A 26,193-nucleotide genomic window follows, 5' to 3' on the forward strand; every position below is an offset into this window, starting at 1 on the left:
TGGATTCCTATCGCAATGGCAATACGCCATCTCATGTGGAGTGACATGTATGCGATAAGTCCTGACCTGAACGGAACTCCTCCGTTATTGGATAAAGCAGGAAGATTTCCGGTTTGTTATTTAGACTACATAACATTCGGTTTCTTCAACTAAGGTGGTACCGCGGAAGCCAAGACTTTCGTCCTTTATTGGACGAGAGTCTTTTTTGTTTTCTAGTGGCAGATGTCGCAGATTCTTGAATGACATCCGGATACTACTACCTCTGCTCAGGTAACGCGTCAGATCAGATGTAGATAGCTTGTACCTATTCCTTGCCAACCTAAAGAATTATTGAAGGTGAATCCGATGAATCAACGTATTGTCGTCAAAATAGGCAGCAGCTCATTAACGTCCGAACAAGGCGGATTGGATCGCAGCAAAATTGCCTTCTTTGCCAATGAGCTCCTTTCCATCATAGCGAATGGACACCAAATCGTTCTTGTCACATCCGGTGCAGTTGCAGCAGGGTTTACACGAATCGGCTACAGTACTCGTCCAAAACAACTTCACGAGAAGCAGGCAGCTGCTGCTGTCGGTCAAGCGCTTCTCATGCAAGCGTATCAAGAACAATTTAATTCACAAGGCGTTACTGCCGCACAAATTTTACTTACGAGACAGGACTTTGCGAATCGTAAACGCGGGCATAATGCATGGATGACCATTGAAGAGCTAATCAAACAAGGCGTCATTCCTATCGTCAACGAAAATGATACCGTTTCTGTGGATGAGCTGAAGTTCGGTGATAATGATACATTGTCAGCACTTGTGGCTAATCTCGTACATGCAAACCAGCTCGTTATTATTACAGATACAGATGGACTATATACAGCAGACCCACGCAAGGATTCGAATGCTAAAAAGTTTGAACATATTGAAATGATCACTGAAGAAATCTATAGCTATGCTGGTGGCGCTGGAAGCACAGTCGGTACAGGCGGAATGCGCTCTAAATTGGATGCTGCTAAAATCGCAATGCGAGGCGGTGTTAAAGCATTCGTTGGAAGCGTTCAACAAGATGGTGATTTGAGGCGCGCGGTAGAGGGAGTCGGTACAGGCACATACTTTGCAACAAAGCAAAATGGCCTCCCTGTTAAGAAACAATGGCTCGGCTTCCACTCTACTCCGCTCGGAACGATTGTCGTCGATGGAGGTGCAGAGCAAGCACTGCTAGGAAAAGGCTCCAGCTTGCTCCCTGTAGGCGTCCATCTCGTTCAAGGAGACTTTCACGCAGGGGATGTTGTTGAAGTAACCGGAATCGACGGTAAAGTCATTGGTCGTGGAATCGTCAATTATGAACATGACCAACTCATGCAAGTTGCTGGCTGCACAACTGCTGATGTATTAAAAAAACTAAACGTACCCCGGATTGAAGTCATCCATAGAGATGAATGGGTTACATTGCGATAAGTATGCTTCTTTATCAGGATTACCGGGTGTCCTAATTATCATTGTTAATCAGGCTACTAAATCATAAAGAAACAACTGTAAGAGGAGGAACCAGAGATGAGTGAAGTGAGAAATAAGGCACTGCTTGCCAAGCAAGCGGCCGTTGTTACGAATCGGTTATCGACAGAGGATAAAAATAATGCCTTACTGCACATGGCCGACCAACTCATTACGGAACAACAATCGATTATCGAAGCAAACAAACTCGATTTGGAACGTGGCAGAACAAATGGAATCAGCACATCGCTGCTCGACCGACTTGCACTCAACGAGGAGCGCATTGCTGACATTGCACAAGGTCTTCGCCTGATTGTAGATCTGCAAGATCCTGTTGGTGATGTGCTGCATGCATTCGAACGCCCTAATGGCTTGAAGATCGAGCAAATACGCGTACCACTAGGTGTCATCGGCATGATTTACGAAGCTCGTCCCAATGTGACAGTCGACGCTGCAGGACTTTGCCTTAAAACAGGAAATACTGTAGTACTCCGTGGTGGATCAGCTGCCCTTGAAACGAACAAACGCATCGTGGCTGTACTTCATCAAGCATTACGCGAAACAGCAATTCCTGAAAATGCATTGCAATATATTGAAGACGCAGATCGAGCTTCTGTAGATGAAATGTTGACCTTAAATGGCATCTTAGATGTGGTCATCCCTCGCGGAGGTGCCTCATTAATTCAAAATGTTGTGCGTAATGCTACTGTACCTGTTATTGAAACAGGTGCTGGCATCTGTCACACGTTCATTGATGCTAGTGCAGAAGCTGAAATGGCTCACCAAATCGCCTACAATGCCAAAGTTCAGCGTCCATCCGTTTGTAACTCTATGGAGACGCTGCTCATCCATCGTGACTATGCTGTGGAACAGACGCAGAAGCTGCTGCAAGCCTTTCAAGAGCGTGATGTAGAACTGCGAGGTTGCCCGCGTACCCAACAACTAGTTGAACATATCACGCTTGCAACCGATCAAGATTACCGAACCGAATATAACGATTATATTCTTAACGTTCGCATCGTCGATTCTCTAGAAGAAGCACTACTGCATATCACTCAATTTGGTACGAAGCATTCCGAATGCATTGTAACGGAAAATGATGAGCATGCATCACGCTTCTTACAAGAAGTTGATGCAGCTGCTGTATACCATAATGCATCTACTCGCTTTACAGATGGTTTCGAATTCGGCTTCGGTGCTGAAATCGGAATCAGTACCCAGAAGCTGCATGCTCGTGGACCAATGGGTCTTCCTGCATTGACATCCAGTAAGTACAGAATAAGCGGAACTGGACAGATTAGAGGTTAATCTCAAGCGTAATTGGTCATATGTGCCGCCACCCGTCATCCCTTCCTCAACCTTGGACAACATGAGGATTGAATGACGGGTTACTTGTATACGTGTAAGCTGCACGTTACACAAGCACACTACACGATGCACTGCAATAATACTAGCAACAATTAACAGACAGATACATGTTTATTCACGTGATGCCGATCAACCTACAAATAGATAACGAATCAATAAGTGACTGCGCACACATATTTGATATAGGAGGTTTCCATACCATGAACCAATCCACTGTAAATGCAATGACAAGCAAGAAAGCACTAACCTACTGCTTCTTTGGTGCAGGATCCCAAGCAGAAGCGATTGTCCGCGGCATGCTGAAGCAATCCATAACGGCTCCTAGCCAGATCCAAATGATTAATCGTAGCAACCAAGAACGTTTAACTGAGCTTCGTCAACGCTATCATATCCAAGCCGACAACGATATCGATACGAAACGCCGCTGGCTCAGCGAAGCGGACATTATTATTTTGGCGATGAAACCAAAAGATGTACGAGAAGCATGCCATGAATTGCGCTCTCTTTTGCGTAAAGACTGCCTCGTCATCTCGGTCATCGCTGGACTTTCCATTGATTCTCTCCAGCGGATGCTCGGTTCGATCGCGGTTGTACGCACCATGCCGAATACGTCCAGCACAATTGGGCTTGGTGCGACAGGTGTAAGCTACTCTTCCGAGGTAACTGCTGAGCAGCGTGAGATTGCAATAAATCTATTACAAGCGATTGGCATTGTCGCTGAAGTAGAAGAAGTTTCAATTGATGCAATAACAGGGGTTTCCGGAAGTGGCCCTGCTTATGTATACTATTTAATGGAAGCCATGATTGAAGCAGGCATCCAAGAAGGACTAGAGCCTGAGCAAGCCCATGATTTAGTCGTACAGACTGTTCGCGGTGCTGCTGAAATGGTACGACTTACGGGCGAATCGCCTGCCGAATTGCGACGTAAAGTGTGTTCACCTGGCGGAGCAACACTAGCAGCTCTCACTATTATGGATCAAAACGGTGTCGGAGAGGCGGTGAAATCGGCAGTACATCGCGCTCGAACTCGTGCCGCTGAAATGGGCGCAGAGATTGGGAGGGAGATACATTGAGTGAAACTTGCGTAGCAACGTACCGCTTATATGATGATCGTGCCGATTTTCATAAGAAAGCAGAAAGTATTGCAGTTGGATTAACGTTGGGCAGTTGGACTGACATTCCAGAAACGAAGAAGGCCTCGATGCAGAAGCATCTTGGCCGTGTCGTTGATGTACATATTCACGATAGCGATATACCTGGTGAACGCTATGCTGATGTTCGCATCGCTTACCCAGATGTGAACTTTAGTCGTGATATTCCAGCAATGCTCGTAACTGTATTTGGCAAGTTATCGATGGATGGTCGTGTTAAGCTGCTTGATCTGGATTGGTCAACTTCGTTCCAACAAGCCTTTGCTGGACCAAAATTCGGAATTGAAGGCATTCGAGAACAGCTTGGCGTATACAATCGCCCCCTGCTCATGAGCATTTTCAAGTCCGTTATCGGTCATGATCTTGATGCATTGCGCGAGCAATTCTATCAACAAGCATTAGGCGGCGTCGATCTGATCAAGGATGACGAAATTCTATTTGAGAATCCGCTAACGCCCATTCAAGACCGAGTTAAAATCTGTCTAGAGGCCGCTAAACAAGCAGAAGAAGCAACAGGCAAGAAGCTGCTCTACGCTGCTAACTTGACAGGTCCGACTTTTGAACTGCGTGATCAAGCACGACGTGCGATTGATGCAGGTGCGAATGCATTGCTGTTTAATGTACTTAGCTATGGATATGATGCCCTGCACGGGTTGGCTTCTGATCCTGAAATATCCGTTCCGATTATGGCACATCCCGCTCTTGCAGGTGCTTTGTACCCATCGCCACACTATGGAATATCAGCACGCTTATTGCTAGGAAAGCTGCTTCGTCTAGCTGGAGCTGACTTTGTACTGTTCCCTTCACCTTATGGATCAGTGACGATGCCCAAGGAAGATACGCAAGGCATTCGCGAAGCTTGTACAGACACGTCTCGCCCAATGAAGCAAAGCTTCCCTGTCCCTTCGGCAGGCATTCACCCAGGCCTCGTTCCACTCATCATTCGCGACTACGGCCTCGATGTTGTCGTCAATGCAGGAGGCGGTGTTCATGGACACCCGCTCGGTGCTATTGGAGGCGGCCAAGCATTCGTGCAAGCTATCGATGCAGTCCTGCAAGGGACAAGCCTGAAAGAGTACGCTCTGAATCATGAAGCACTTCATCATGCGATTCAAATATGGGGGACAAAAGAGTGAACACCATGAAAAAGAAAGTCATCTTTTGTGATTTCGATGGAACGATTACGGCTAATGACAACATCGTAGCGCTTATCAAGCACTTTAATCCGGAAGGATGGCGGGACATCGTTGAGGATGTACTAGCAGAACGCATCACAATCCGCGATGGTGTCGGTCAAATGTTCGCCCTGCTGCCTGCTTCTATGAAAGAACAGGTTGTTCACCAAGCGATTGACCAAGCTGTTATTCGCCCTGGCTTTAAGGAGTTTCTAACATTCTGCAAACAAAATGAGATTGAGTTTTATGTGACAAGCGGCGGAATTGACTTCTTTGTCTATCCGTTGCTAGAACCATTCGATATTCCGCACGATCATATTTATTGCAATGGCAGCGACTTCAGCGGTGAATGTATTCGAATCACATGGCCGCACGCATGCCAAGAACCATGTACGAATGATTGCGGAATGTGCAAAACTACCATCGTTCGTCAATTCCCTGCTGAGCAGTATGAACGAATCGTAATTGGTGACAGCGTTACTGACTTTGCCGCAGCAAAGCTAGTGGAATTCGTGTATGCTCGTGCACAGCTTGTTGATAAATGTGAAGAGCTTGGACTTGCTCATGCGACATTCGATACGTTCTATGATATTATCGAGCATTTGTCTGGATCTATTGTTTCCCGAACTTCATAAATAACTTCATCATTCTACTTGAGACACGAAGGGAGCCCTGTGCATTGATCACTCTATCAGCCGAACAGAAACAGCACGCTTTCCAACAGCTCCGCTCCATTAAGGAACAATTCGCTGCACGTCATTGGTTTCCTGGTACAAGCGGCAATCTATCCGTTAGAGTTGGAGATATAACAGATGGGCAGTTTCAATTTGCAATTACAGCAAGCGGCAAGGATAAATCGGTTCATACACCTGAGGACTATTTGCTCGTCGACGAGAATGGTGTGCCTACAGATGCTACTTCATTGAAGCCAAGCGCAGAGACGCTCATTCATTGCGAAATCTATCGTTTAACTGGCTGTGGTGCCATTTTTCATGTGCACACGGTATTTAACAATATCGTATCTGAAGTGTATGGTGATCAAGGTTTTGTTCCCGTAAAAGCAGTAGAATTAATTAAGGCATTTAACATTTGGGAAGAGAATGCCCGTATCGAAATACCGATCGTACCTAATTACGCACATATTCCGAGTATCGTTCCAGAGGTTACTAAAAGTTTAAATCCTAGTATTCCTGGAATTGTACTGCGCAATCATGGTATTTATGCGTGGGGCGCAAACAGCTTTGAAGCAAAGCGCCACCTTGAAGCATTTGAATTCCTGTTTGAGTATGTGTATCGAATGGACCTGCTTCGCCGCTAGTTCATAACTCGAAAACTCGAATTTGAAAATTACATAAAAAATCCCGCTCCACTGTTCAAAGTGAAGCGGGATTTTTTAATTCGCAAACTCTTTAAACATAAACTCCCATTAATCTTTATTGGTGTCTTTATTCTTCATCTTCCAACAATTTGATTTCAACAGTATTAGAATAATACGAAAACTCCCTACTCTCAGTAGCAACCACGACTTTGGCAATGACTAATGCCGTATTTGAAATAGCGCGATCTATATAATGGGTCACTTTCGACTTATACTTTACACGGATGGTCTTATTCGGCTCCACATTCAGTATCGTGATCCCTTTCGTTAAAAAGCTTCCTTCCCAAGCTGCTCCATCTACGGTTAGTGTATCCGGCACAAGCATTAAATTGGAAGGCAGCTGATCCGTCACATTCAGCGACAAAGTCCTATTACCTGTATTTTGAATCGTTAAGGTGTAAGAAATAGAGTCTCCCACCGTTGCAGATTTAGTCGAGGCTGACTTTGCAACCACTAGTGAAGGATCATACAACTGAATACTAGCTGGGATTATAGCTACTTGACCTGAAATGATCGCTTCATCCACCCAACGATAGTCGTATGAAATATCGCCACCTATCACCAAATTGCTTCCATCACTCAACGGAATGATTCGTATTTGGAAACGAACAATGATTCTCTCGCCTTTCTTTAATTGTTGAATGACAAATCCAGTAAATGGATTTCCATCTAACACTATGCCATTTACAGTCAAACTGCCAACAATGAATGCGCCGCTTGAGTTCATGTTTAATTTCACAAGAACATTGAAGAGATCATCATCTGAAATATTTTCAATGACATATTGCAGGCTTAGGACATCTCCTACAAACACATGTTGAGGTATGCTATGAGGATCTAAATATATACTTAACTTCTTTTTGCGATCTGGATCAATCGGTGGTGGCGGCGGAATCGGCGGACCTGGTTCTGCGGTAATCGTAACAATGTTGGAAGAGACAGTGCCTTGGATCTGCTCAGCCACATACCTAACCGATGCTTGATTCGCTAGGGTCCTATTAACCTGATAGGAAATAAGCTTTGCTTTAAATACGACAGTGATCGTGCTTCCTGCTTCGAGGCTTCCTATTCGAATACCAGCAGATAAGTCGTACCGATTCGGATCTGGCAATCCATTGATAGTGACGCTGCCTGGAATCCACTGCAAGCCACTCGGCAGCAAATCAATGACAAACAAGTTATAAAGCGCATGTGCCAATATATTTGTAACGGTAATCGTGTACCCTACTTCTGAGCCTACTTGAATAATAGACGCCGAGGCAGATTTCCTAACGATAAGCGGCTCTGACACAATAATTAGCTCTGCTTGTGCCGTATATGTGCTGACTGCTTTACGACCGCTTGGCAAATCTATAGTGAACAATGCTCCTACTTCATTTAACAACCTTCCTGAACTCGGCTTTGCAATTACACGCACATCAAATCGTACCTTCACGATTTGCCCCATCGTAAATGGATTCCAGGATATGCCCGTTTCTGGTGATTCACCTAACCGACGTTCTCCATTAACAATCAAACTGCCCGGAATATATTCAACTTCAGTTGGCAGTTTATCGAAGATCAGCAGGTCTCCAGATAAAGGTCCATTATGAGCCGCGTTGATTTGATAAGTAAACCAACTGCCCACCATTACGGCAGACACTTCTGCCTGCTTCGACAATTGTACAGCAGATGGGAATAATTCCAGGTATATCATATTGGAGCTGATCAGCTCTTGTTCGCCACTCGCTTGATACGACAGGTCTGCTTGTGTGCTTGTGGTCTCTCGTTGTGGCACATAAGTAATCAAAACAGAATATTGAATCACAATTTTCTCACCTGGATTGATTGCAGCAAGCACAATGGCGTAAGGTGTCGCAAGTGGTTGTTCAACTCCCTGAATAATTACAGTACCCGGAATAAATCGGCAATACTCAGCCAATATATTTGTCAAAACCGCTTGTCTTATCGTTCTGGTCGAGTTATTCGTCAAAATAATAGTAAACTGAATACCTTCACCAGCAATTGCATCCGAAACATCCGCTAGCTTCACTAGGCTGACGACAGAGTCATAGACGGGGACGGCCACCTGATTAGACATGGTTTGGAATATGACCGTTCTCCCGCTATAAGGCTCAAATTGTATCGTAGCTGCCGCCTCATTCGTCAGCCTGTCGAGGGGGGGAGCGATGTTACTTCAACTTGGAATGTGACTGTCGTCGATGTTCCCGGAGCAACGTTGTTCAGTGTAATCCCTGTCTGAGGATTAGAAGCTGGTGATGGTACTCCATCAATCACAACACTGCCTGGAACAAATGTGCCTCCTTCTGCGATTGGGTCAGTTAATACCGTGGAGGCACCTATATTGCCATCATTACGTGCCACAAGTGTATAAGTTACAGTATCCCCTACCGTCGCCTCACTCTGGCTTATGGTTTTGGTCACCGTAATAATCGCTTGAACTATAGCAACCGTTACGGTATTAGAAACGGATGTCCCTGTGAATGTGCCAGATGTAAAGCTTACCGTAGCTTGATTCGATAAAGTAGGCGGATTCGGCAAGGAAACGACACGCACTTGGAACCTAACCGTTTCTGTCTGTCCTGGTGCAATGGTATTAAGATCCATTCCCGAAGTAGGCTGACTGTCAGGCACACTTACACCATTTACCGTGACACTTCCTGAGATAAACACACTGCCTATTGGAACTGGATCAAAGACAACCGCATTATTTACGGTTTCAATGCCATTATTCGTTACTGTGATCGTATAGGTCACAACATCATTAAATACGGCAACGGCTACATCAGCTGATTTTCCGATGGTAACATCGGGCGATGAAACGGGAACGGTTACTGAATTCGATTGGATGGCCCCACTTATGGTACGTCCCGAAGGCAACGAATACGTATAATCAACATCCGCCTGATTAATCAGCTGTTGAGACGGCGGTAGCGATACGATATTGATTTGGAAAGTAACGTTCACAGATCCACTTGCCCCAATCGTACCGATGGCAAATCCCGTGTTTGGATTGGCACTAGGCTGAGCAGCTCCATTTATCGTAACCGTGCCTGGGACAAACACGCTGCCTACCGGCGTTGAATCCGTGAATACAGCAGTTGCAGGTGTATTTCCAGTATTTGAAACAACAATTGTATACTGCAAAGTATCCCCTACCGTTGCTACTGTGCGTGATGCACTCTTTAAGGCAGCAATTTTTGCTTCGAATACTGGAACGGAGACTGGATTGGATGGGACGGTCGCGCTGTAGGAGCCAAGCGAAAATGATGCACTAGCTGTATTATCAACGGATTGTGTTGGCGGTAATGCAATAACGCTTAATTGATAGGTCACTGTAGCCGTTGCGCTTACCTCTATCACCCCAACAAATACGCCTGTCGCTGGATTTGCGGATGGCACAGCATTCCCATTCACCGTAACGCTTTCTGCTACAAAGCTTGCTCCTATCGGTAATGGATCATTGACGATAACATTCGTAACAGGTTCAATGCTTGTATTCGTAAGCAGAACCCTGTACGTAATTGTATCTCCTATCGTTGCTTCCGTTGTGGTTGTACTTTTCACTACATCAAGGTTCGGCAGGAATACAGGTATCGTTACCGTGTTGGATACTATATTCCCGCTCTTAGGTCTTCCATCTGGGAGTTGGAAGGAATAAGCGACCGACGCTTGATTGCTCATGCTTCCACCAACTGGTATGGCTACAACATTAACTTGGAACGTAACGGTTACACTTACATTCGGATCACTTGCTACTTGAATACCTAGAGTCGGATTAGCTCCCGCCACTGGGACACCATTCACCGTTACACTATTTTGAATAAATATGGCATTTGTCGGAACGGGATCGGTCACGACAGCGCTCGCTGTAATATTGCCTGTATTCGTTACTACAACTGTATAAGTTACCGTGTCTCCTACACTTGCCGCAGCATGATTTGCGCTTTTCACTGCCTCTAACGTCGCTTCGAATACAGGTATGCTGAGCGGATCGGCCACCGTAGAACCTGTAAATGTTCCGCGTGTAAAGGTTACCGTTGGCTGTGTGGTCACGTTTGGCGGAATTGGCACTGAATTAACTTGTAGCTGATAACTAACGATTACAGACTGACCTGAATTAAGCGTTCCTATAGGGATACCAGCTGAAGGATTGGCTCCAGGTACTGGTGCTCCATTTACGGTCACACTATCTGGTACGAATGAAGTTCCAGCAGGAATTGGCTCTGTAATGACAACAGCCGTAAGTCCTTCAAATCCATTATTCGTAGCCGTGATTGAGTACCTAATGATGTCCCCGATTGACACACTCGTTTGATTAGCCGACTGAGTAAGCGAAACATCTGGAACGGAGACAGGGACATTTACGATATTCGATGCAGCACTACCATTCAATGTTCTTCCGTCAGGTAATGTATACGTAAATGCTGATGTTGCTTGGTTGGATAGTATAGGAGGTGTTGGCTGCGAGACGATGTTCACTTGGAACGTTACAGGTACACTTGCATTGGCTGCGAGACTGCCAATACTGAATCCAGCTTGTGGATCAGCACCAGGTATCGGTGTTCCACCTACAAGGACTGTATTCGGTACAAATACTGCCCCATTTGGAATGGGATCCGTAATTGCAATATTCGCTGCAATGTTGCCAGTATTGCTAACTTGAATCGTATACGTAAATGTATCTCCAATCGTTGCATTCGATAATTCAGAGCTCTTTACTAAAGCTAGAACAGGCTGATATGCAGCAATCACTACTGTGTTAGAGGTGGAAGTTCCTGTGAATGTTCCCGAAGTGAAGGATGCTGTAGCTTGATTCACGAAAGTCGGCGGAACAGGGACAGCATTCACATTTGCTTGGAACGCAACCAACACGGTTGTGCTTGATCCAATTGTCCCCAGACTGATGCCTGTTTGTGGATCTGCGCCTGCAATAGGTATTCCATTTATCGTTACACTGTTCGGCACAAAGGATGCCCCATCAGGTATTTGATCGGTCAAACTTACATCGGTTACAGGTGCCACACCCGTATTCGTAAGGTTAATAGAATAGGTAATCGTATCCCCTACACCTACGGAGGTATAGTTGGCTTCTTTGGCCAAAGTCAAATTCGGTGATGAGACGGGGATCGTAAGGGTATTGGATGTCAGAGAACCTGTTAGGGTACGGCCATCTGGAGCGAAATAAGAATAGCCTACTGTCGCCTGATTGACCAGCTCTTGTGGTGAAGGAAGTGACGTTACATTTATTTTGAAAGACACACTCGCCGAACCGCCTGCCTCAATAGTGCCAAGCGGAATCCCCGTTGCTGGATTCAACCCTGGACGTGGTTCGCCATTCACAATAACACTGTTGGCCAACAGTACAGCACCAGGAGGTACATTATCAATTAATGTTCCGATGACATTTATATTACCCGAATTCGCAACAACGATCGTATACGTAACGATATCTCCAACTGTTGCGACTGTCTGATTGGCCTGTTTAACAGCTCCAAGTATCGGCTGAAATACTGCAATAGTTAGGGAATTAGACCATGATGAACCTGTAAATGTTCCAGATGTGTAGCTCACCGTCGCCTGATCCGTCAACACTTGAGATGTAGGGAGTGCAGTCACGTTAGCACTAAAGCTAATCGTAACCGTCTGATTCGGCACAATGATCCCTAACGTTATTCCCGTGACTGGATTCTCACCTAGTCTTGGAAACCCATCTACAAGGACACTATCCGTAACAAAGGTAGATCCCGGTGCAATCGGATCAACAAGGATAGCGTTCGTCACATTTTGTATGCCACTATTTCGAACCGTAAAGCTATAGACCACTTCGTCACCAACGACAACCGCTGTAACATTCGACGCCTTCGTCACCCTGACATCTGGAGAGGATACAGGAATCGTAACGGTATTTGTAATTTGCGAACGAGAAACGATACGGCCTGAAGGCAACATAAACGAATAGTCTATAGCAGCACTATTGCTAATTGTCTGAGTCGCTGGCAAGGAAATCACATTCAATTGGAAAGTTAACACAACCACGGTGCTCGGTGCCACCGAACCAATATTGACACCAGTAGCGATATTTGCACCCGCTATCGGAACACTATTAATGGTTACCGTATTCGGCACAAAAATCGTGCCTTCAGGTATTGGATCGGTCACGATTGTGTTAGCAGGCACATCACCGCTGTTGCTAACAGTAAGCGTATACGTGATCGTGTCCCCAACTGTAGCATTTGAAATATTAGCAGATTTGGTCCCCTGTATGATCGCATCGTAAATAGGTACGGAACTCGTATTCGAGGTAGAGCTTCCTGTAAAAGTCCCCGATGTAAAGCTGACAGAAGCCGTATTCGTTAGGAACGGAGGCTCCGGCAGCGAAGTAACTAGAACCTGAAATGACACATTTAACGTCTGTCCAGGCACAATCGTGCCTACATTAATACCGTTCTCAGGATTAGCAGTTGGACGACTGGCAGCACCTACAATTACACTTCCCTGTACAAAGGTTGACCCTGTAGCAATCGTATCACTTACAATCGCATTCGTAACATTTTCAAAACCGTCATTTGTAATGGCTAACGTATACATTAAAATATCATTCACAGTCGCTTCTACTGCATTAACGTTTTTCGCAATAGATACATTTGGAGCGGACACCGGAATGGATAGTGGATTGGACACAATGCTCTTATTTATCGCTCTGCCTGAAGGAAGTTGATAGTTATAAGCAATTGTCGCTTGGTTATTCAACGTTTGTGGGGATGGCAGTGACGTAACATTAACTTGGAACGTTACGGTAATCGTTTCCCCGGCATTGATTGTACCAAGCGGGATTCCAGCAGCCGGATTGGCATCTGGTTGGGCTATACCCGAAATAATAACCGTATTAGGCACGAAAGTTGTTCCTGAAGGAATCGTATCTGTTAAAATGGCGCTGGCTGCATAATTGCCTGCATTCGCTACTGCAAAGGAATAAGTAATGGTATCCCCTACCGTTGCTCTTGTTAGATTGGCGCTCTTAGCAGCGGTAACAATCGGCTCATATACCGGAATCGATAGTGCATTCGAGGCCGATGTTCCAGAGAATGTCCCCGATGTATAGGATACGATCGCTTGCGTAGTCAACACCGCAGGTGATGGCAGCGTATCTACTCTTACTTGAAACGTAACGGAAATAGACTGCCCTGGCGTGATAACACCTATCGGGATACCAGTCCGTGGGTCCTCAGCGGGGGCTGGGACACCGTTGACGACAACACTGCCTGCAATAAAGGACGTTCCTACTGCCAACTGATCGGACGCTATAACTGCGTCAATATTACCAATGCCTGAATTGGTTGTGTTTATCGTATACGTAATAATGTCGCCTATGGTCACATCCGGCAAATTAGCAATGAGCGCCACTCCAACGTTAGGAGACGATACTGGAATTGTTGACGTATTCGACTGGACAGATCCAGTCAAAGTCCGTCCATCTGGAAGCAGGTAGCTGTATGAAACGCTTGCCTGATTGGATAAAATTTGCGGAGTCGGTAATGAAGCTACATTCACTTGGAACGTAACGATAGCACTGCCACCCGGATTGATAATGCCTGCTGATATCCCCGTCCCCGGAGCACTTCCTGGCTGAGGAATTCCATTTACGGCGACACTATTCGGAATAAATGCTGTACCCGCAGGAATGGTATCTGTCACGGTAGCCGTCGCTGCATAATTCCCCGTATTTTGAATGGTAACTGTATACGTAATGGTGTCTCCTACCGTAGCTCGTGACTCACTTCCTTGCTTCGCGACGCTTATAATAGGCTGGAATACAGCAATGCTGACGGTATTAGAGGTTGATGTGCCTGTAAATGTGCCGGCAGTAAATAGTACCGTGCTTTGATTTAACAATGTGCCACTTGGCTGTGGTATCGAGTCTATACTAACTTGAAACGTAACAGGTATCGTCTGACCAGGAGCAATCGTTCCAACTGATAGCCCAGATGATGGATCTGTTCCTAGACGTGACACACCATTCACAGTGACACTGTTCGGTACAAATGTCGAACCACTTGCAAAAGTGTCCGTCAAAACGGCATTTGTTACATTGTCCACGCCTTGATTTCTTACATTTACCGTGTACAGAATAATATCGCCGATTGCAGCAACGGTACGACTTGTTTGTTTGACGACAGATACGTTTGGTGCAGAGACGGGAATTGAAACTGTATTGGAAGTGGCGGTACGCGTTATGGTCCGACCACTCGGAGGTTGGAACGTGTAGCTAACAGATGCTTGATTATTTAACTGTTGTGATAGAGGTACTGAAACGACATTGACTTGAAAGGTGACCGTGGATGAAGCTCCTGCGGCAATCGACCCTACTGGAATTCCAACAGTAGGACTAGCACCGGTTTGCGTGACTCCATTAACGGTCACGCTGTTGGGAACGAACACCGAGCCACTAGGAATATTATCGGTGAGCACAACCGTCGAGGCAATATTGCCCGTATTGGATAGCTGCACGGTGTAAGTAAGCGTGTTTCCAACTTGTGCAACAGTCTGATTAACGGATTTGACCCCTGTTACTGTTGAATTGTATATCGGTAATACTAACAAATTAGATGTTGACGTACCTGAGAACGTCCCTGACGTAAAGCTTAGGGTCGCCTGGTTGTTCCAATTGCTAGGCGCCGAAGGCAGTGAATCGACCCGGAACTGAAAGGCGACTGGTATCGTTTGGGCTGCTGCTATAGTGCCTATTGCAATACCTGTATTCGGATTTGCTAAAGGCTGAGGAACTCCGGCAATCGTTACACTGCCTGCTACAAATGAACCTGAAGAAGGAACTGGATCAATAAGCACAGCATTGGTCACACTGGAAATGCCGATATTCGTTACATTTACCATAAACGTAACAACGTCTCCTACGACTGCATCCGTTACATTTGTACTTTTGACAACATTTACGTTGGGTGCGGATACCGGGATCGACAATGTATTTGATTGGGACGCGCCGCTTATCGTTCTACCGTCTGGCGGTTGGAACGTATAAGCAGCAGAAGCTTGGTTGGTCAGCTGCTGGGGTGTCGGTACTTGAGTTACGTTTACATCGAAGCTCACGTTAACCGTACCGTTAGGGGGTACGTTCCCCGAATTGATACCTGACACTGGATTCCCTCCTGGAACCGGCACACCTCCAACCCTTACACTGTTCGGCACAAATACAGAACCGTTAGGGATAGGATCGGTCACCGTTACATTGGCACTAATGCTTCCTGTATTTTGAACTGCAATGTTATAGGTAATCGTATCGCCTACTGTTGCAGCGGTAGAACTCCCTGTTTTCACTAGATTGATAACCGGCGCTAATACAGGCACACTGCTTACATTGGATACAGAAGAACCTGAGACGGTAGTTCCTCCAGTTATACTTTGAAAGGAGTAACTAACTACCGCCTGATTATTTTCTTGGAAGCCAGTTGGGACTGATCCAACTTTAATGGTGAATTGAATGGTGTTCGTACTTCCTGGAGTCAAGGTTCCGAGTGTAATGCCTGAGCTCAAGTTCGGGTTGATCAATATTGTCCCATTCAATCTAACGCTATTGGCAACAAGTGTTGTACCTGAAGGAATTAGATCCGTAAATACCGCGCTGGTCGCATTTAATGAGCCTGTATTCGTAATAACAACCGTGTACGTGATGTTGTCTCCGACTACAGCAAAGGTAGATGAGGTCGATTTGGTTAGATTTACTTGCGGTGAATTAATGTTAATTTGAAGGGCATTGGCATTTACTAGATATGCATCACCTGAGGAAGTTAGTTGCAATACTGCACTTGTTTGATTGTTGCTTAGCGTAGAGGAAACATCGACATTTGTAATATCCCAGCCTTGTCTGCCACCTGAAATATTGGTTCCGGGTGCGCCATTTACCGCATTTCTTGTACCAAAAGTTCCGCTCGTATCCAAGGTGCCATCGTCTTTATTAATTTGGGAAGCAAAAAAGTTGTTCGCAAAATTGTTTGGTCCGCTCAATATCGTTAAATTGCTAGTATTGGGTCCAAACTTGGCCTGATCCCCAGTTCTATTCGCATCTCCCTCTTGGGCACTAAACAGCGCTCTTCCTGAAACCGCACCCGACGTTGGTGTAGCAAATCCCGTTATCGAGGTAGATACAGCAGAACCTCCAGAGCTAATGTACAAGGAGCCTACACGAAGAGACATATTGCGAAATGGAAGTGTTGGGTTCAAATAAACAACTGCAAGTGTCCAGCCCGCATGATTGGACGTATCATCTGGAACTACGATCGTACCGACTACATTTCCTACTGTGTAAGTGCCTGCACCTGTACTGCTAATGATAGATGTTATATTCGCTGATCTGACATAACCGAGAATGCCGGTAGCCATCGTCACACTTTGCGCAGTCGCGCTGTCTGGTTGTATGTTGAAAGATGTGCCTGCTGGTGTTCGTAAAGTAACGGGATTGTTAATATTCGCTGTCAAGTTGACATTACCGTTAACATAAGTGCCACCCCAGATTAACTCCGCGTACAACACAGTACTTCCCGACGGAATGACTAACACAGCGGCAGCGCTATTTAATGTGTAGTTTGATGTCGTACCCGAAGGATACGAGCCAAATTTTAAAGACGTGTCGACGGTTGTGAAGGCGCCTATGCTATCTAGCGTCCCCGGTACGCCCACCGTATCTGATCGACTAAGGCCGAGCGTGTTCCCTGTAAATGTGATGGCGCCTCTCTGATTATCACTATACCTGACAACAAAAGCCATCCCTTCACCGCCCTGTCGTTATTCGTTCCCATTCTATGAAAAGACAAGAAACGAATATGACAATTTCCTCTTGCAGCCATCAAATTATCATAATTGGTTTAAATATACGGTTAGATTGTCCATTACACCTTTAAACCTTTTTCATACAATATTAGTAACGTATTAAGGAGGGTTAACATGTCTCAAGATGTAGTTTCTCTGCAAATTTATGCGCAAATAAGCAGCCCAGAAGAGAAGAAGCTGCTGGACGACCTGCATCAACACCTCATTCGCCATGTGGTGGGGCTGAACTTATCTGGATTTGCATCCGTCACTTTGCAAAATGTTGCAGACCAAAAGGATGCAAACTTGTCCCCTAATAAAACGAACAAATAAAACTTAAAGCCCGCTGCGATAAACTGGCAGCGGGCTTCATTATGAACGACCGTTTCCACGAAACTTCTGTGTAAAGTTACGGGCATCCTCAACGGTACGTATTTTGTTACGACTCCATTCCAATAGAATGCGATCAATGTAACGGAAATGTACTTTTCCGGCAAATACAGCTTCCTTCAATGCCATAAGGATAATCGGTTCCGAATAATGATCATCGTCAATCCAGCCAGCAATCGTCTCACATTCCATTGGCGATAAAGGTCTTCCGAATTCCTTTTCAAAGATGTCAAACAAGTTAGGCTTATTATCCTCTGCCCGCTCTCCAGTCTGCTGTCTTTGACGTTGGCGTTCCTCTCGGATATCTTCAGTAAGCATGACGGCAAGCTTCTCCCATAAACCTTCTAGATTGTAGCGCTCTCCCTGTACTTGGGTAATGAGATCAAAATGTTCATCGATCGACAAAAAACCTTCTTTCATAAGACGCTGCAATGATCCAATCACTACAGATTCGTTAGAACTCATTCGCTCTTTTATTTCATCAATCGTTGGGAACTCCTTGAACTCATTTTGTTTAAAATCCATCAAGTGAATAAGCAGCATCACTTCAATGTCTAATAATTGAAGACGTTTATAATGAGTGAACAAAATATTAGGAATCGATAGTTGACCATTTTGCATTTGGCGGGCGATTCCCTTTGCATAAGCTCGCCATACATCATCCGCACTCACACGATCCCCTCCTGTATCTTAATCAAAAGTACTTAATTAAATTATTAACTTCAAAAGCAGTAGACCTTATGAATCTCCACGATTGTCCTATTGTCTCATAATTTTCTCTTTTTTGTAATGGAAAAGACAATACATCCCGTACCACAAAAGTAGTACGGGATGTATGTATTCATCTTATTAGGATGTTCTGTTATGGATACAAACGATATAGCGTACGTGGGAATGCAATCGTCTCACGAACATGATCCAGGCCACAGATCCAAGCGACCGTGCGCTCCAATCCAAGACCGAAACCAGAGTGAGGAACTGTTCCATATTTACGAAGATCCATGTACCATTGGTAAGCTTCTGTGGACAATTCATGTTCACTGAAACGTTCTTCCATAAGTGCAGGATCGTCGATACGCTGGGATCCACCGATAATTTCTCCGTATCCTTCTGGTGCGATCATGTCTGCACAGAGCACAACATCAGGACGATTAGGATCTGGCTTCATATAGAATGCCTTAATTGTCGTTGGATAATGCGTGATAAACACTGGTGTCTCATATTTCTCAGCGATAGCTGTTTCGTGAGGAGCACCGAAATCTTCACCCCATGGAATATCAAAGCCATTGTCTTGTAAGAATTGAATGGCCTCATCATATGTGATGCGTGGGAATGGAGCAACAACTTTTTCAAGTTTGGAAACGTCACGTCCCAACGTCTCTAATTCCGCACGACAGTTTTTCAATACAGACTGAACAACAAAGGAGACAAATTGCTCCTGAACACGAAGGTTCTCTTCATGATCAACGAATGCCATCTCTGGCTCGATCATCCAGAACTCGATCAAGTGACGACGAGTCTTCGACTTCTCTGCACGGAACGTTGGACCGAAGGAATACACTTTTCCTAAAGCCATAGCCGCTGCTTCCATATAAAGCTGACCACTTTGTGTCAAGAAAGCATCCTCTTCGAAATATTTCGTATGGAACAGATTTGTTGTACCTTCACAAGAAGAAGGTGTTAAGATTGGCGGATCTACAAGAGAAAAACCGCGCTCATCGAAAAATCGCTGAATCGCACGAATAATTTCCGCACGAACCGTTAGAATTGCACGCTGCTTCGGTGCACGAATCCAAAGGTGGCGATGATCCATCAAGAAGTCAACACCATGCTCCTTGGGCGTAATCGGATATTCTTCCGTAATCTGAATAATTTCGATGCCCGTTACTGTCATCTCGAATCCAGATTTGGAGCGCTCTTCAGCACGAATCGTTCCTGTTACGTACATGGAACTTTCTTGTGTTAGGCTCTTTGCCGCTTCCCATACTTCCTCTGGCAGGTCACTGCGTACTGCTACACCTTGAATATAGCCAGTTCCGTCACGCAGCTGCAAAAATTGAATCTTGCCGCTGGAGCGCTTGTTATGAAGCCAGCACCCGATGCGGACTTCTTCGCCCACATGACGGCTAACTTCACGAATGACACATGTAGTTGCCATTGTCTTCGTTCTCTCCCTTGTTATGCTTATGCATTATGCGTTTTATTTCGCGTTGTTAGCAAGACGATACGTATCACGAGCAATCATGAGCTCTTCGTTCGTAGGAACGACGAGTACCGCAACTTTAGAGTTCGCTGTAGAAATGTAGCGAGGCTCTTTAGAGCGGATTTTATTTAACTCTTGGTCAATTTCAACGCCCAAGAATGTCAATTTCTCACAGATGCGTTGGCGAAGTACAGCAGAGTTCTCACCTACACCAGCTGTAAATACGATTACGTCTGCTCCGTCCATAGCCGCTGCATAAGCACCGATATATTTGCGGATGCGGTATTCATACATGTCGAATGCCAAAGTAGCATTCGGTTCACCAGCTTCCATGCCTTCCGTAATTTCACGCATATCACTGGATGTACCAGAGATTGCTTGAAGACCACTATGCTTGTTAAGCATGGAGTTTACTTCGTTAACTGTAAGATCTTCTTTGCTCATCGTGAATGGCACGATTGCAGGGTCCAAGTCACCAGAACGCGTACCCATCATCAAACCTTCAAGCGGTGTCATTCCCATCGTAGTATCGACAGATTTACCACCTTGAACAGCCGTCAAGCTGCCGCCATTACCGATATGGCAAGTAATAATCTTCAAGTCTTCAAGCGGACGACCTACTACAGCCGCAGCTTGCTTACTTACATAATCATGAGATGTACCGTGGAAACCATAACGGCGAATCTTATGCTTCTTGTAAAGTACTTGTGGAATCGCGTACATATAAGATCTTGCTGGCATCGTTTGGTGGAATGCCGTATCAAATACACATACTTGCGGAACATTTGGCATATTCGACTCTGCTGCCTTAATACCCATCATACACGCTGGGTTATGAAGCGGTGCCAAGTCAAATAGGCGACGAATTTCTGCTTTAACTTCAGAAGTAACAAGTACGGATCCTTTGAAAGTTTCACCGCCGTGAACGACACGATGTCCGACAGCTTCGATCTCATCGATGGACTTCACTACTCCTACTTCTGCATCAGTCAACTTGTCCAACACTTTGCGGATCGCTGTCGTGTGGTCAAGGATTTCACTTACTTCGGACATCTCGTCCGCATGATGAGGCTCATGAACGAGAATAGATGAGTCCATGCCAATACGCTCAACGCGACCAGTCGCTAGAGCTGTTTCACTTGACATATCATATACTTGGTATTTCAACGACGAGCTTCCTGCGTTAATTACGAGAATTTTCATACTCTATCCCCATCCTTGTCATACTTGAAAAATCCAGCGCCAGTCTTAACGCCTAGTTGATTTGCACGCACCATTTTCTTCAACAACACGGACGGACGATACTTGATATCCCCGAACTCACGGAACATACGCTCCATCGCTGCCAATACCGAATCAAGTCCAAAGTGATCAGCCATTTCAAGTGGACCATATTGGAAATTATAACCGATCTTCATCGCATTGTCGATGTCTTCAGGCGTTGCAACACCTTCTTGAAGTACGTGAAGTGCTTCGTTAATAAGCACACAAATAAGCCGTGTAGTTACGAAACCAGGCGATTCATAAACCATTACGCCCTTTTTCTGAACAACTTCTTCCACAAAACGTTTCGTTTCGGAGAAAGTTTCTTCAGACGTTTTCAAACCACGGATAATTTCGACCAAATCAATTTTGGATACCGGATAAATAAAGTGCATGCCGATAACACGTCCAGGATATTTCGTCGTGCTAGCCAGCTCAGTAAGGGATAATGTAGAAGTATTGCTCGCTAATATAATGTTACTTGGACAGACGCGATCAAGCTCAGCAAATACAGCTTTCTTTGCATCAAGATCTTCAGAAATGGTCTCGATAACCATATCGCAAGAACTTAGTTCTGCCAAGTGAGTAACCTTATCGATGCGGGACAAGATCAGTTTTTTTTCTGCTTGGGTGATTGCCCATTTCTCTAACTGCTTGTCCAAGCTCAGTTCGATCATGGAATAAGCATGGTCTAATTTTTCTGGCGTTTGCTCAACAAGCAATACGTCTAGACCTTTAACAGCAAGCATTTCTGCTATGCCTTGGCCCATTGTACCGCCGCCAATGACGCCTATCTTTTTGAAAAACATGGTCTCTTCCACCTTTCATGTTGCTATGCTCTCCCGATATTGTACCCGAAGGACAGGCATCGTTATCAGCATAAATAGCATAGGTAACTAACCATATCTTATCATTTTTCATGTATATGAAGTGAAAAAACCAGTGATTTTCACACTGGTATTTTCTTACTGTCACAAAATAGACACCTAAATGCATTGCCATCAAGTCTTTCGTCCTGTAAAAGCGGCAAAATGGCTTGATCAAACACATCTTTATACTGTTCCAATTGTTCACGAACTTTACTATGCAATTGTTCTAAAATGCGATTCATTTCCACAGTTAATTTTTCATTAGACACATGCTTCAAACGTACAATCCCTAGCTCCGTGAGCCCCGCATTAACCATCGTTTCTACAATGTTCAATGCTTGATCAAAATCTCCCTGAGAACCGGTAGAGCGGTCTCCGTAGAACATTTCTTCAGCGACGGCACCGCCTAAAGCAATCATAATTTGCTCTTCCAAAAAAGGCTTTGTATAAATATAACGGTCCTGCTGCGGTTGATGTCGCACATAGCCAAGCGCTTGACCACGCGGACTTAGTGAAATTTGGGATACACTTCCGGGGCGAACTGCCTCGGCAGCAATTGCATGCCCAAGTTCGTGTACAGCTACACGGAATCGTTCATCTTGCGCTGTTTCACGATCCGTTTTCTCACCCATCATTACTTTATCAATCGCTTGCGTAAGATGCTTCATTTGAATCTGCTCGTCAGCTTCACGCATGGCATAAATCGCCCCTTCGTTAAGGACGCTTTCCAACTGTGCGCCAGAGAAACCGAATGTTTCTTCTGCAATACGCTCTAGCATGACATTATCAGCCATCGGTTTATTCTTCGCATGCAGCTGTAAAATGTGTATACGGCCATTTTTGTCAGGCAGATCGACTTGAATATGGCGGTCAAAGCGACCAGGACGCAATAAAGCTGAATCCAGCATTTCTTTACGGTTTGTTGCTGCTATAATTAAAATTTGTGGATTTTCATTTCCGTATAAACCATCCATTTCAGTCAAGAGCTGATTCAACGTCTGGTCGTATTCTCGCTGCTGACCGCCATCTCGCTTGCCACCAATAACATCGATTTCATCGATAAAAATGACGGCACTTTCTTTCTTCAACTTTTTAGCCTGTTGGCGCGCTTCTTTGAAAAGTTCGCGAATACGACCTGCACCAACGCCAACGTACATCTCGACAAACTCACTTCCTGATGCACCTAGAAATACGGCATCGGCATAGTTGGCAGCAGCCTTTGCCATTAAGGTTTTCCCTGTTCCGGGAGGACCTGTTAACAGTAGGCCTTTAAGTGGACGAATGCCGAACTTGCGAATATCCTCTCTTTTTACAAGGAAGTCTAACGCTTCAATGAGCTCTTGTTTGGCACGATCCTGCCCGCCAATGTCATTAAAACTTAAAGATTTATCAGTCAGTGTCCCCGACTTCGTTCGAGAAGCATTTCCTTCATATCTGCCCATTACTTGACCTCTGCGTTTAGCAACGATGGCCAATAAGCTGATTACAGTCATAGCAAATACAACAGGCCACACATTAACGCCAATGTAAGCCAAAAGCGCTATTAACGGAATTAATACGCCAACTCCGATCTCAAGCCATCGTTTTGTTCGATTGTTCATTTGGCCACACCCCCATAGACTCTCCATTGAGCGGCAGCAACATAACTTTGCTTCCTTTTCCCTTCTCTGCTGTCAGCGTCACATATACATATTCTTTATCCATTTCTGTCTTCACAGCAACTCCGCTTCCCTCGGCTAGTTTGTTCAATTGAACAGGGATATCGCCGTAGTTGCGATGTGCCATTGCTTCCGTCACTGGAAACAGCGCTTGAGACCACCAACGCTCAAGCTCTGGAGTTGAATGCTCATTATTTATTTTTATAGAAATATTACGCTTCTTCGATTCTTTGTCAGCTTGCCGCTTCACTTCTTGTACGACTGTACGAACATCCGCACCCGGCTCTAGTTCGATTTCTATTGAGACTTGTTTAGGATCCCATACTACTTTTGCTTGCTGAACTTTATCTATTTGCTGAATGGTTGAATGCAATGGTGTTTCAATCATTTGATGACGATAAAAAGACCAACCGCCGAACAAAACAATCGAACTGACCGCCATTGTTGCAACCAAGGCTACCCAACGTTTATTTTGCATGATCTTCACTCCTTAATAGGGATTAAGCTAAATCTTCGACGGTATTACTTTATAGAGTATATATTGAAGTATATCATATCGATATATCATTACTTGAATGTAATGATTGGATCTTCGGTCCCAAAACCTTTTGTCAAAATATATCTGAAATCGTTTACAATAGTCGAACTTTGGTTTATACTTCATCTTACCAATGTAATAGATTGACAATGAAATCGATCACATTACATATTTCCTCAAATTTCAACACGAATTCCCACACCTATGATTACAAAACTCTCATTTATATGTTCCATTCACTTTTACATTCGTTATTTTCAATGCCCATTTTCACTACTAGTATTGTTGCACACGGTATAAGCTCACATTGAGTTTATATATATTTATTACACCTATACATAGGGGAGTTGATAGCGGTAAACCGAGAGAAAACCATATTTTATCGCCAAGTTTGTAGAGGAGGTCCTGACGTACTGTTTCGGACGAAGAAGTATTTGTAATTTCCAATTAGAAACTCACATTTTAGGAGGTAATTCATGATGCAATTACGTTTATCCAGCCCTATACTTAGCAAACTTTTGGTCGCTACGGGTGTTACAGTGTTAGTGACTGCGTGCACGCTTATGTTCGCTGATAAAGTTAGCGCTCACGGTTATGTTCTAGATCCAAAGAGCCGTACTAGCCTGTGTGCTACAGGCGTCAACACAAACTGTGGTGCTGTTCAATATGAACCACAAAGCCTTGAAGGACCTAAAGGATTCCCAGCAGCTGGCCCTGCAGATGGCAAGATTGCAAGTGCTGCAGATCCTAGATTCTCTAATATGGACGCTCAATCCGCTACACGTTGGTCCAAAGTCAATTTGACTGGCGGTCCAACAACATTTGCTTGGAAAAAGACAGCTAACCATGCAACAACAAACTGGAAGTACTACCTTACAAAACCTAACTGGAATCAGAATGCTGCATTGACTCGTGATTCCTTCAACTTGACTCCTTTCTGTACAGCTGAAGGCGGCGGCAAACAACCACCAAAAGATTTCTCTCACAGCTGTAACGTCCCTACAGATCGCACTGGGTACCATGTAATCCTTGCTGTTTGGGAAATCGCTGATACACCAAACGCATTCTATAACGTTATCGATGTAAACTTCGGTGGACAAGCACCAACAGACACTGTTGCTCCAACTGCACCTACAAGCTTAAGCGCTGCTGGCACAACGACAACTAGCGTTTCCCTTGCTTGGAATGCTGCTTCTGACAATGTTGGTGTGACTGGCTACCAAATTTTTAACGGCTCTACTTTGATCGCTACTGTATCTGGTTCTACATTGAACTACACAGCTGCTGGATTGACATCCAATACGGCTTACACGTTTACGGTTAAAGCTGTCGATGCTGCTGGCAATGTATCTGTAGCTAGCAATGCTGTAAGTGCTACAACTGCACCTGTTGCTAATGATACTACTGCTCCTACTGCACCAACTTATTTGCACAAAATGACTGTTACTGCTAACAACGTATCCTTGATGTGGACAGAGTCCACTGACAACGTTGGTGTAACTGGCTACCAAATCTACAATGGCAATACACTAGTTGCAACGGTTCCTGGAACTGCAATCGAGTACAACGTAACAGGTCTAACTGCTAATACAGCATACTCTTTCAAAGTTCGTGCGATCGATGCTGCTGGCAACGTTTCCGCTGACAGCAACATTTTGACTGTAACTACTGCTGACACAGGAACTGAAAATCCAGGCACTGCTCCTGCATGGGCTGCTAACACTGCTTATGCTGTAGGAGCGGAAGTAACTTTCAACAATGTTACTTATGTTTGCCGCCTTGCTCATACTTCCCTTAATGGCTGGGAGCCAACAAACACTCCAGCATTGTGGCAAGTAAAATAATTATCTACAAGTAGTTTCGAGTATCGAAGGAGGGCTGAATAATCAGCTCT

At 44.8% G+C, this 26,193-nt stretch carries 16 protein-coding genes; 8 read left to right on the forward strand and 8 right to left on the reverse strand.

Annotation, left to right across the window (positions count from 1 at the left end; all coding sequences use genetic code 11):
• The first annotated feature begins 345 nt into the window (after positions 1-345).
• From proB to mtnB, 6 genes are all read left to right on the forward strand, one after another.
• Positions 346-1,446, forward strand: a complete 1,101-nt coding sequence (gene proB, locus NQ117_RS04315) for a glutamate 5-kinase (protein WP_258276761.1) — start codon at positions 346-348, stop codon at positions 1,444-1,446.
• A 96-nt stretch (positions 1,447-1,542) separates the two neighbouring features.
• On the forward strand, positions 1,543-2,790 hold the full coding sequence (locus NQ117_RS04320) for a glutamate-5-semialdehyde dehydrogenase (protein ID WP_258276762.1): 1,248 nt from the start codon (positions 1,543-1,545) through the stop codon (positions 2,788-2,790).
• Between the two features lie 260 nt (positions 2,791-3,050).
• Positions 3,051-3,923, forward strand: coding sequence for a pyrroline-5-carboxylate reductase (proC, locus tag NQ117_RS04325; protein WP_258276763.1), 873 nt, complete (start codon positions 3,051-3,053; stop codon positions 3,921-3,923).
• Positions 3,920-5,137, forward strand: coding sequence for a 2,3-diketo-5-methylthiopentyl-1-phosphate enolase (locus NQ117_RS04330; RefSeq protein ID WP_258276764.1), 1,218 nt, complete (start codon positions 3,920-3,922; stop codon positions 5,135-5,137). The genes proC and NQ117_RS04330 overlap by 4 nt, the downstream gene beginning before the upstream one ends.
• A complete protein-coding gene (locus tag NQ117_RS04335) occupies positions 5,134-5,811 on the forward strand; it encodes a 2-hydroxy-3-keto-5-methylthiopentenyl-1-phosphate phosphatase (protein ID WP_258276765.1) in 678 nt (225 codons plus the stop codon). Before NQ117_RS04330 ends, NQ117_RS04335 begins: the two co-directional genes overlap by 4 nt.
• Before the next feature lie 44 nt (positions 5,812-5,855).
• The gene (mtnB, locus tag NQ117_RS04340; RefSeq protein WP_258276766.1) at positions 5,856-6,494 is read left to right on the forward strand and encodes a methylthioribulose 1-phosphate dehydratase; all 639 of its coding nucleotides are present in this window, start codon (positions 5,856-5,858) and stop codon (positions 6,492-6,494) included.
• Positions 6,495-6,621: 127 nt separating this feature from the next.
• Here mtnB and NQ117_RS04345 read toward each other — a convergent pair whose 3' ends face one another.
• Together NQ117_RS04345 and NQ117_RS04350 are read right to left on the reverse strand one after the other, a co-directional pair.
• Positions 6,622-8,634: a DUF7507 domain-containing protein gene (locus NQ117_RS04345; protein WP_258276767.1), complete on the reverse strand. Its 2,013-nt coding sequence runs from the start codon at positions 8,632-8,634 to the stop codon at positions 6,622-6,624.
• Between the two features lie 65 nt (positions 8,635-8,699).
• Positions 8,700-17,336, reverse strand: coding sequence for a beta strand repeat-containing protein (locus NQ117_RS04350; RefSeq protein WP_258276768.1), 8,637 nt, complete (start codon positions 17,334-17,336; stop codon positions 8,700-8,702).
• A gap of 177 nt (positions 17,337-17,513) precedes the next feature.
• On the opposite strand from NQ117_RS04350, the gene NQ117_RS04355 reads away from it, so the two are divergent.
• Positions 17,514-17,711: a hypothetical protein gene (locus NQ117_RS04355; RefSeq protein WP_258276769.1), complete on the forward strand. Its 198-nt coding sequence runs from the start codon at positions 17,514-17,516 to the stop codon at positions 17,709-17,711.
• A gap of 39 nt (positions 17,712-17,750) precedes the next feature.
• Here the strand turns inward: NQ117_RS04355 and NQ117_RS04360 are convergent, their stop codons facing one another.
• The 6 genes from NQ117_RS04360 to NQ117_RS04385 form a co-directional block, all read right to left on the reverse strand.
• On the reverse strand, positions 17,751-18,440 hold the full coding sequence (locus NQ117_RS04360; RefSeq protein ID WP_258276770.1) for a DnaD domain-containing protein: 690 nt from the start codon (positions 18,438-18,440) through the stop codon (positions 17,751-17,753).
• Between the two features lie 190 nt (positions 18,441-18,630).
• A complete protein-coding gene (gene asnS, locus NQ117_RS04365) occupies positions 18,631-19,926 on the reverse strand; it encodes an asparagine--tRNA ligase (protein WP_258276771.1) in 1,296 nt (431 codons plus the stop codon).
• A gap of 42 nt (positions 19,927-19,968) precedes the next feature.
• Positions 19,969-21,174 carry an acetate/propionate family kinase gene (locus NQ117_RS04370; RefSeq protein WP_258276772.1) on the reverse strand — a complete coding sequence of 402 codons (1,206 nt, stop codon included), beginning with the start codon at positions 21,172-21,174 and terminating at the stop codon, positions 19,969-19,971.
• The gene (locus NQ117_RS04375; RefSeq protein WP_258276773.1) at positions 21,171-22,043 is read right to left on the reverse strand and encodes a 3-hydroxyacyl-CoA dehydrogenase family protein; all 873 of its coding nucleotides are present in this window, start codon (positions 22,041-22,043) and stop codon (positions 21,171-21,173) included. Before NQ117_RS04375 ends, NQ117_RS04370 begins: the two co-directional genes overlap by 4 nt.
• A gap of 140 nt (positions 22,044-22,183) precedes the next feature.
• Positions 22,184-23,704 carry an AAA family ATPase gene (locus NQ117_RS04380; protein WP_258276774.1) on the reverse strand — a complete coding sequence of 507 codons (1,521 nt, stop codon included), beginning with the start codon at positions 23,702-23,704 and terminating at the stop codon, positions 22,184-22,186.
• Complete coding sequence (locus NQ117_RS04385) at positions 23,676-24,239, reverse strand: quinolinate synthase (protein WP_258276775.1); 564 nt, start codon at positions 24,237-24,239, stop codon at positions 23,676-23,678. Before NQ117_RS04385 ends, NQ117_RS04380 begins: the two co-directional genes overlap by 29 nt.
• A gap of 536 nt (positions 24,240-24,775) precedes the next feature.
• Between NQ117_RS04385 and NQ117_RS04390 the strand changes: the two genes are divergently transcribed.
• Positions 24,776-26,143 carry a lytic polysaccharide monooxygenase gene (locus tag NQ117_RS04390; RefSeq protein WP_258276776.1) on the forward strand — a complete coding sequence of 456 codons (1,368 nt, stop codon included), beginning with the start codon at positions 24,776-24,778 and terminating at the stop codon, positions 26,141-26,143.
• The last annotated feature ends 50 nt before the right edge of the window (positions 26,144-26,193 follow it).

Source organism: Paenibacillus sp. SC116, from assembly GCF_024733555.1.
In the GTDB taxonomy this organism is placed as follows: domain Bacteria; phylum Bacillota; class Bacilli; order Paenibacillales; family Paenibacillaceae; genus Paenibacillus_B.

Coding starts and splice junctions, on each gene's coding strand:
- proB (WP_258276761.1), top strand. CDS start 346: ATGAATCAACGTATTGTCGTCAAAATAGGCAGCAGCTCATTAACGTCC.
- NQ117_RS04320 (WP_258276762.1), top strand. CDS start 1,543: ATGAGTGAAGTGAGAAATAAGGCACTGCTTGCCAAGCAAGCGGCCGTT.
- proC (WP_258276763.1), top strand. CDS start 3,051: ATGAACCAATCCACTGTAAATGCAATGACAAGCAAGAAAGCACTAACC.
- NQ117_RS04345 (WP_258276767.1), bottom strand. CDS start 8,634: ATGTCTAATCAGGTGGCCGTCCCCGTCTATGACTCTGTCGTCAGCCTA.
- NQ117_RS04350 (WP_258276768.1), bottom strand. CDS start 17,336: ATGGCTTTTGTTGTCAGGTATAGTGATAATCAGAGAGGCGCCATCACA.
- NQ117_RS04355 (WP_258276769.1), top strand. CDS start 17,514: ATGTCTCAAGATGTAGTTTCTCTGCAAATTTATGCGCAAATAAGCAGC.
- asnS (WP_258276771.1), bottom strand. CDS start 19,926: ATGGCAACTACATGTGTCATTCGTGAAGTTAGCCGTCATGTGGGCGAA.
- NQ117_RS04370 (WP_258276772.1), bottom strand. CDS start 21,174: ATGAAAATTCTCGTAATTAACGCAGGAAGCTCGTCGTTGAAATACCAA.
- NQ117_RS04375 (WP_258276773.1), bottom strand. CDS start 22,043: ATGTTTTTCAAAAAGATAGGCGTCATTGGCGGCGGTACAATGGGCCAA.
- NQ117_RS04380 (WP_258276774.1), bottom strand. CDS start 23,704: ATGAACAATCGAACAAAACGATGGCTTGAGATCGGAGTTGGCGTATTA.
- NQ117_RS04385 (WP_258276775.1), bottom strand. CDS start 24,239: ATGCAAAATAAACGTTGGGTAGCCTTGGTTGCAACAATGGCGGTCAGT.
- NQ117_RS04390 (WP_258276776.1), top strand. CDS start 24,776: ATGATGCAATTACGTTTATCCAGCCCTATACTTAGCAAACTTTTGGTC.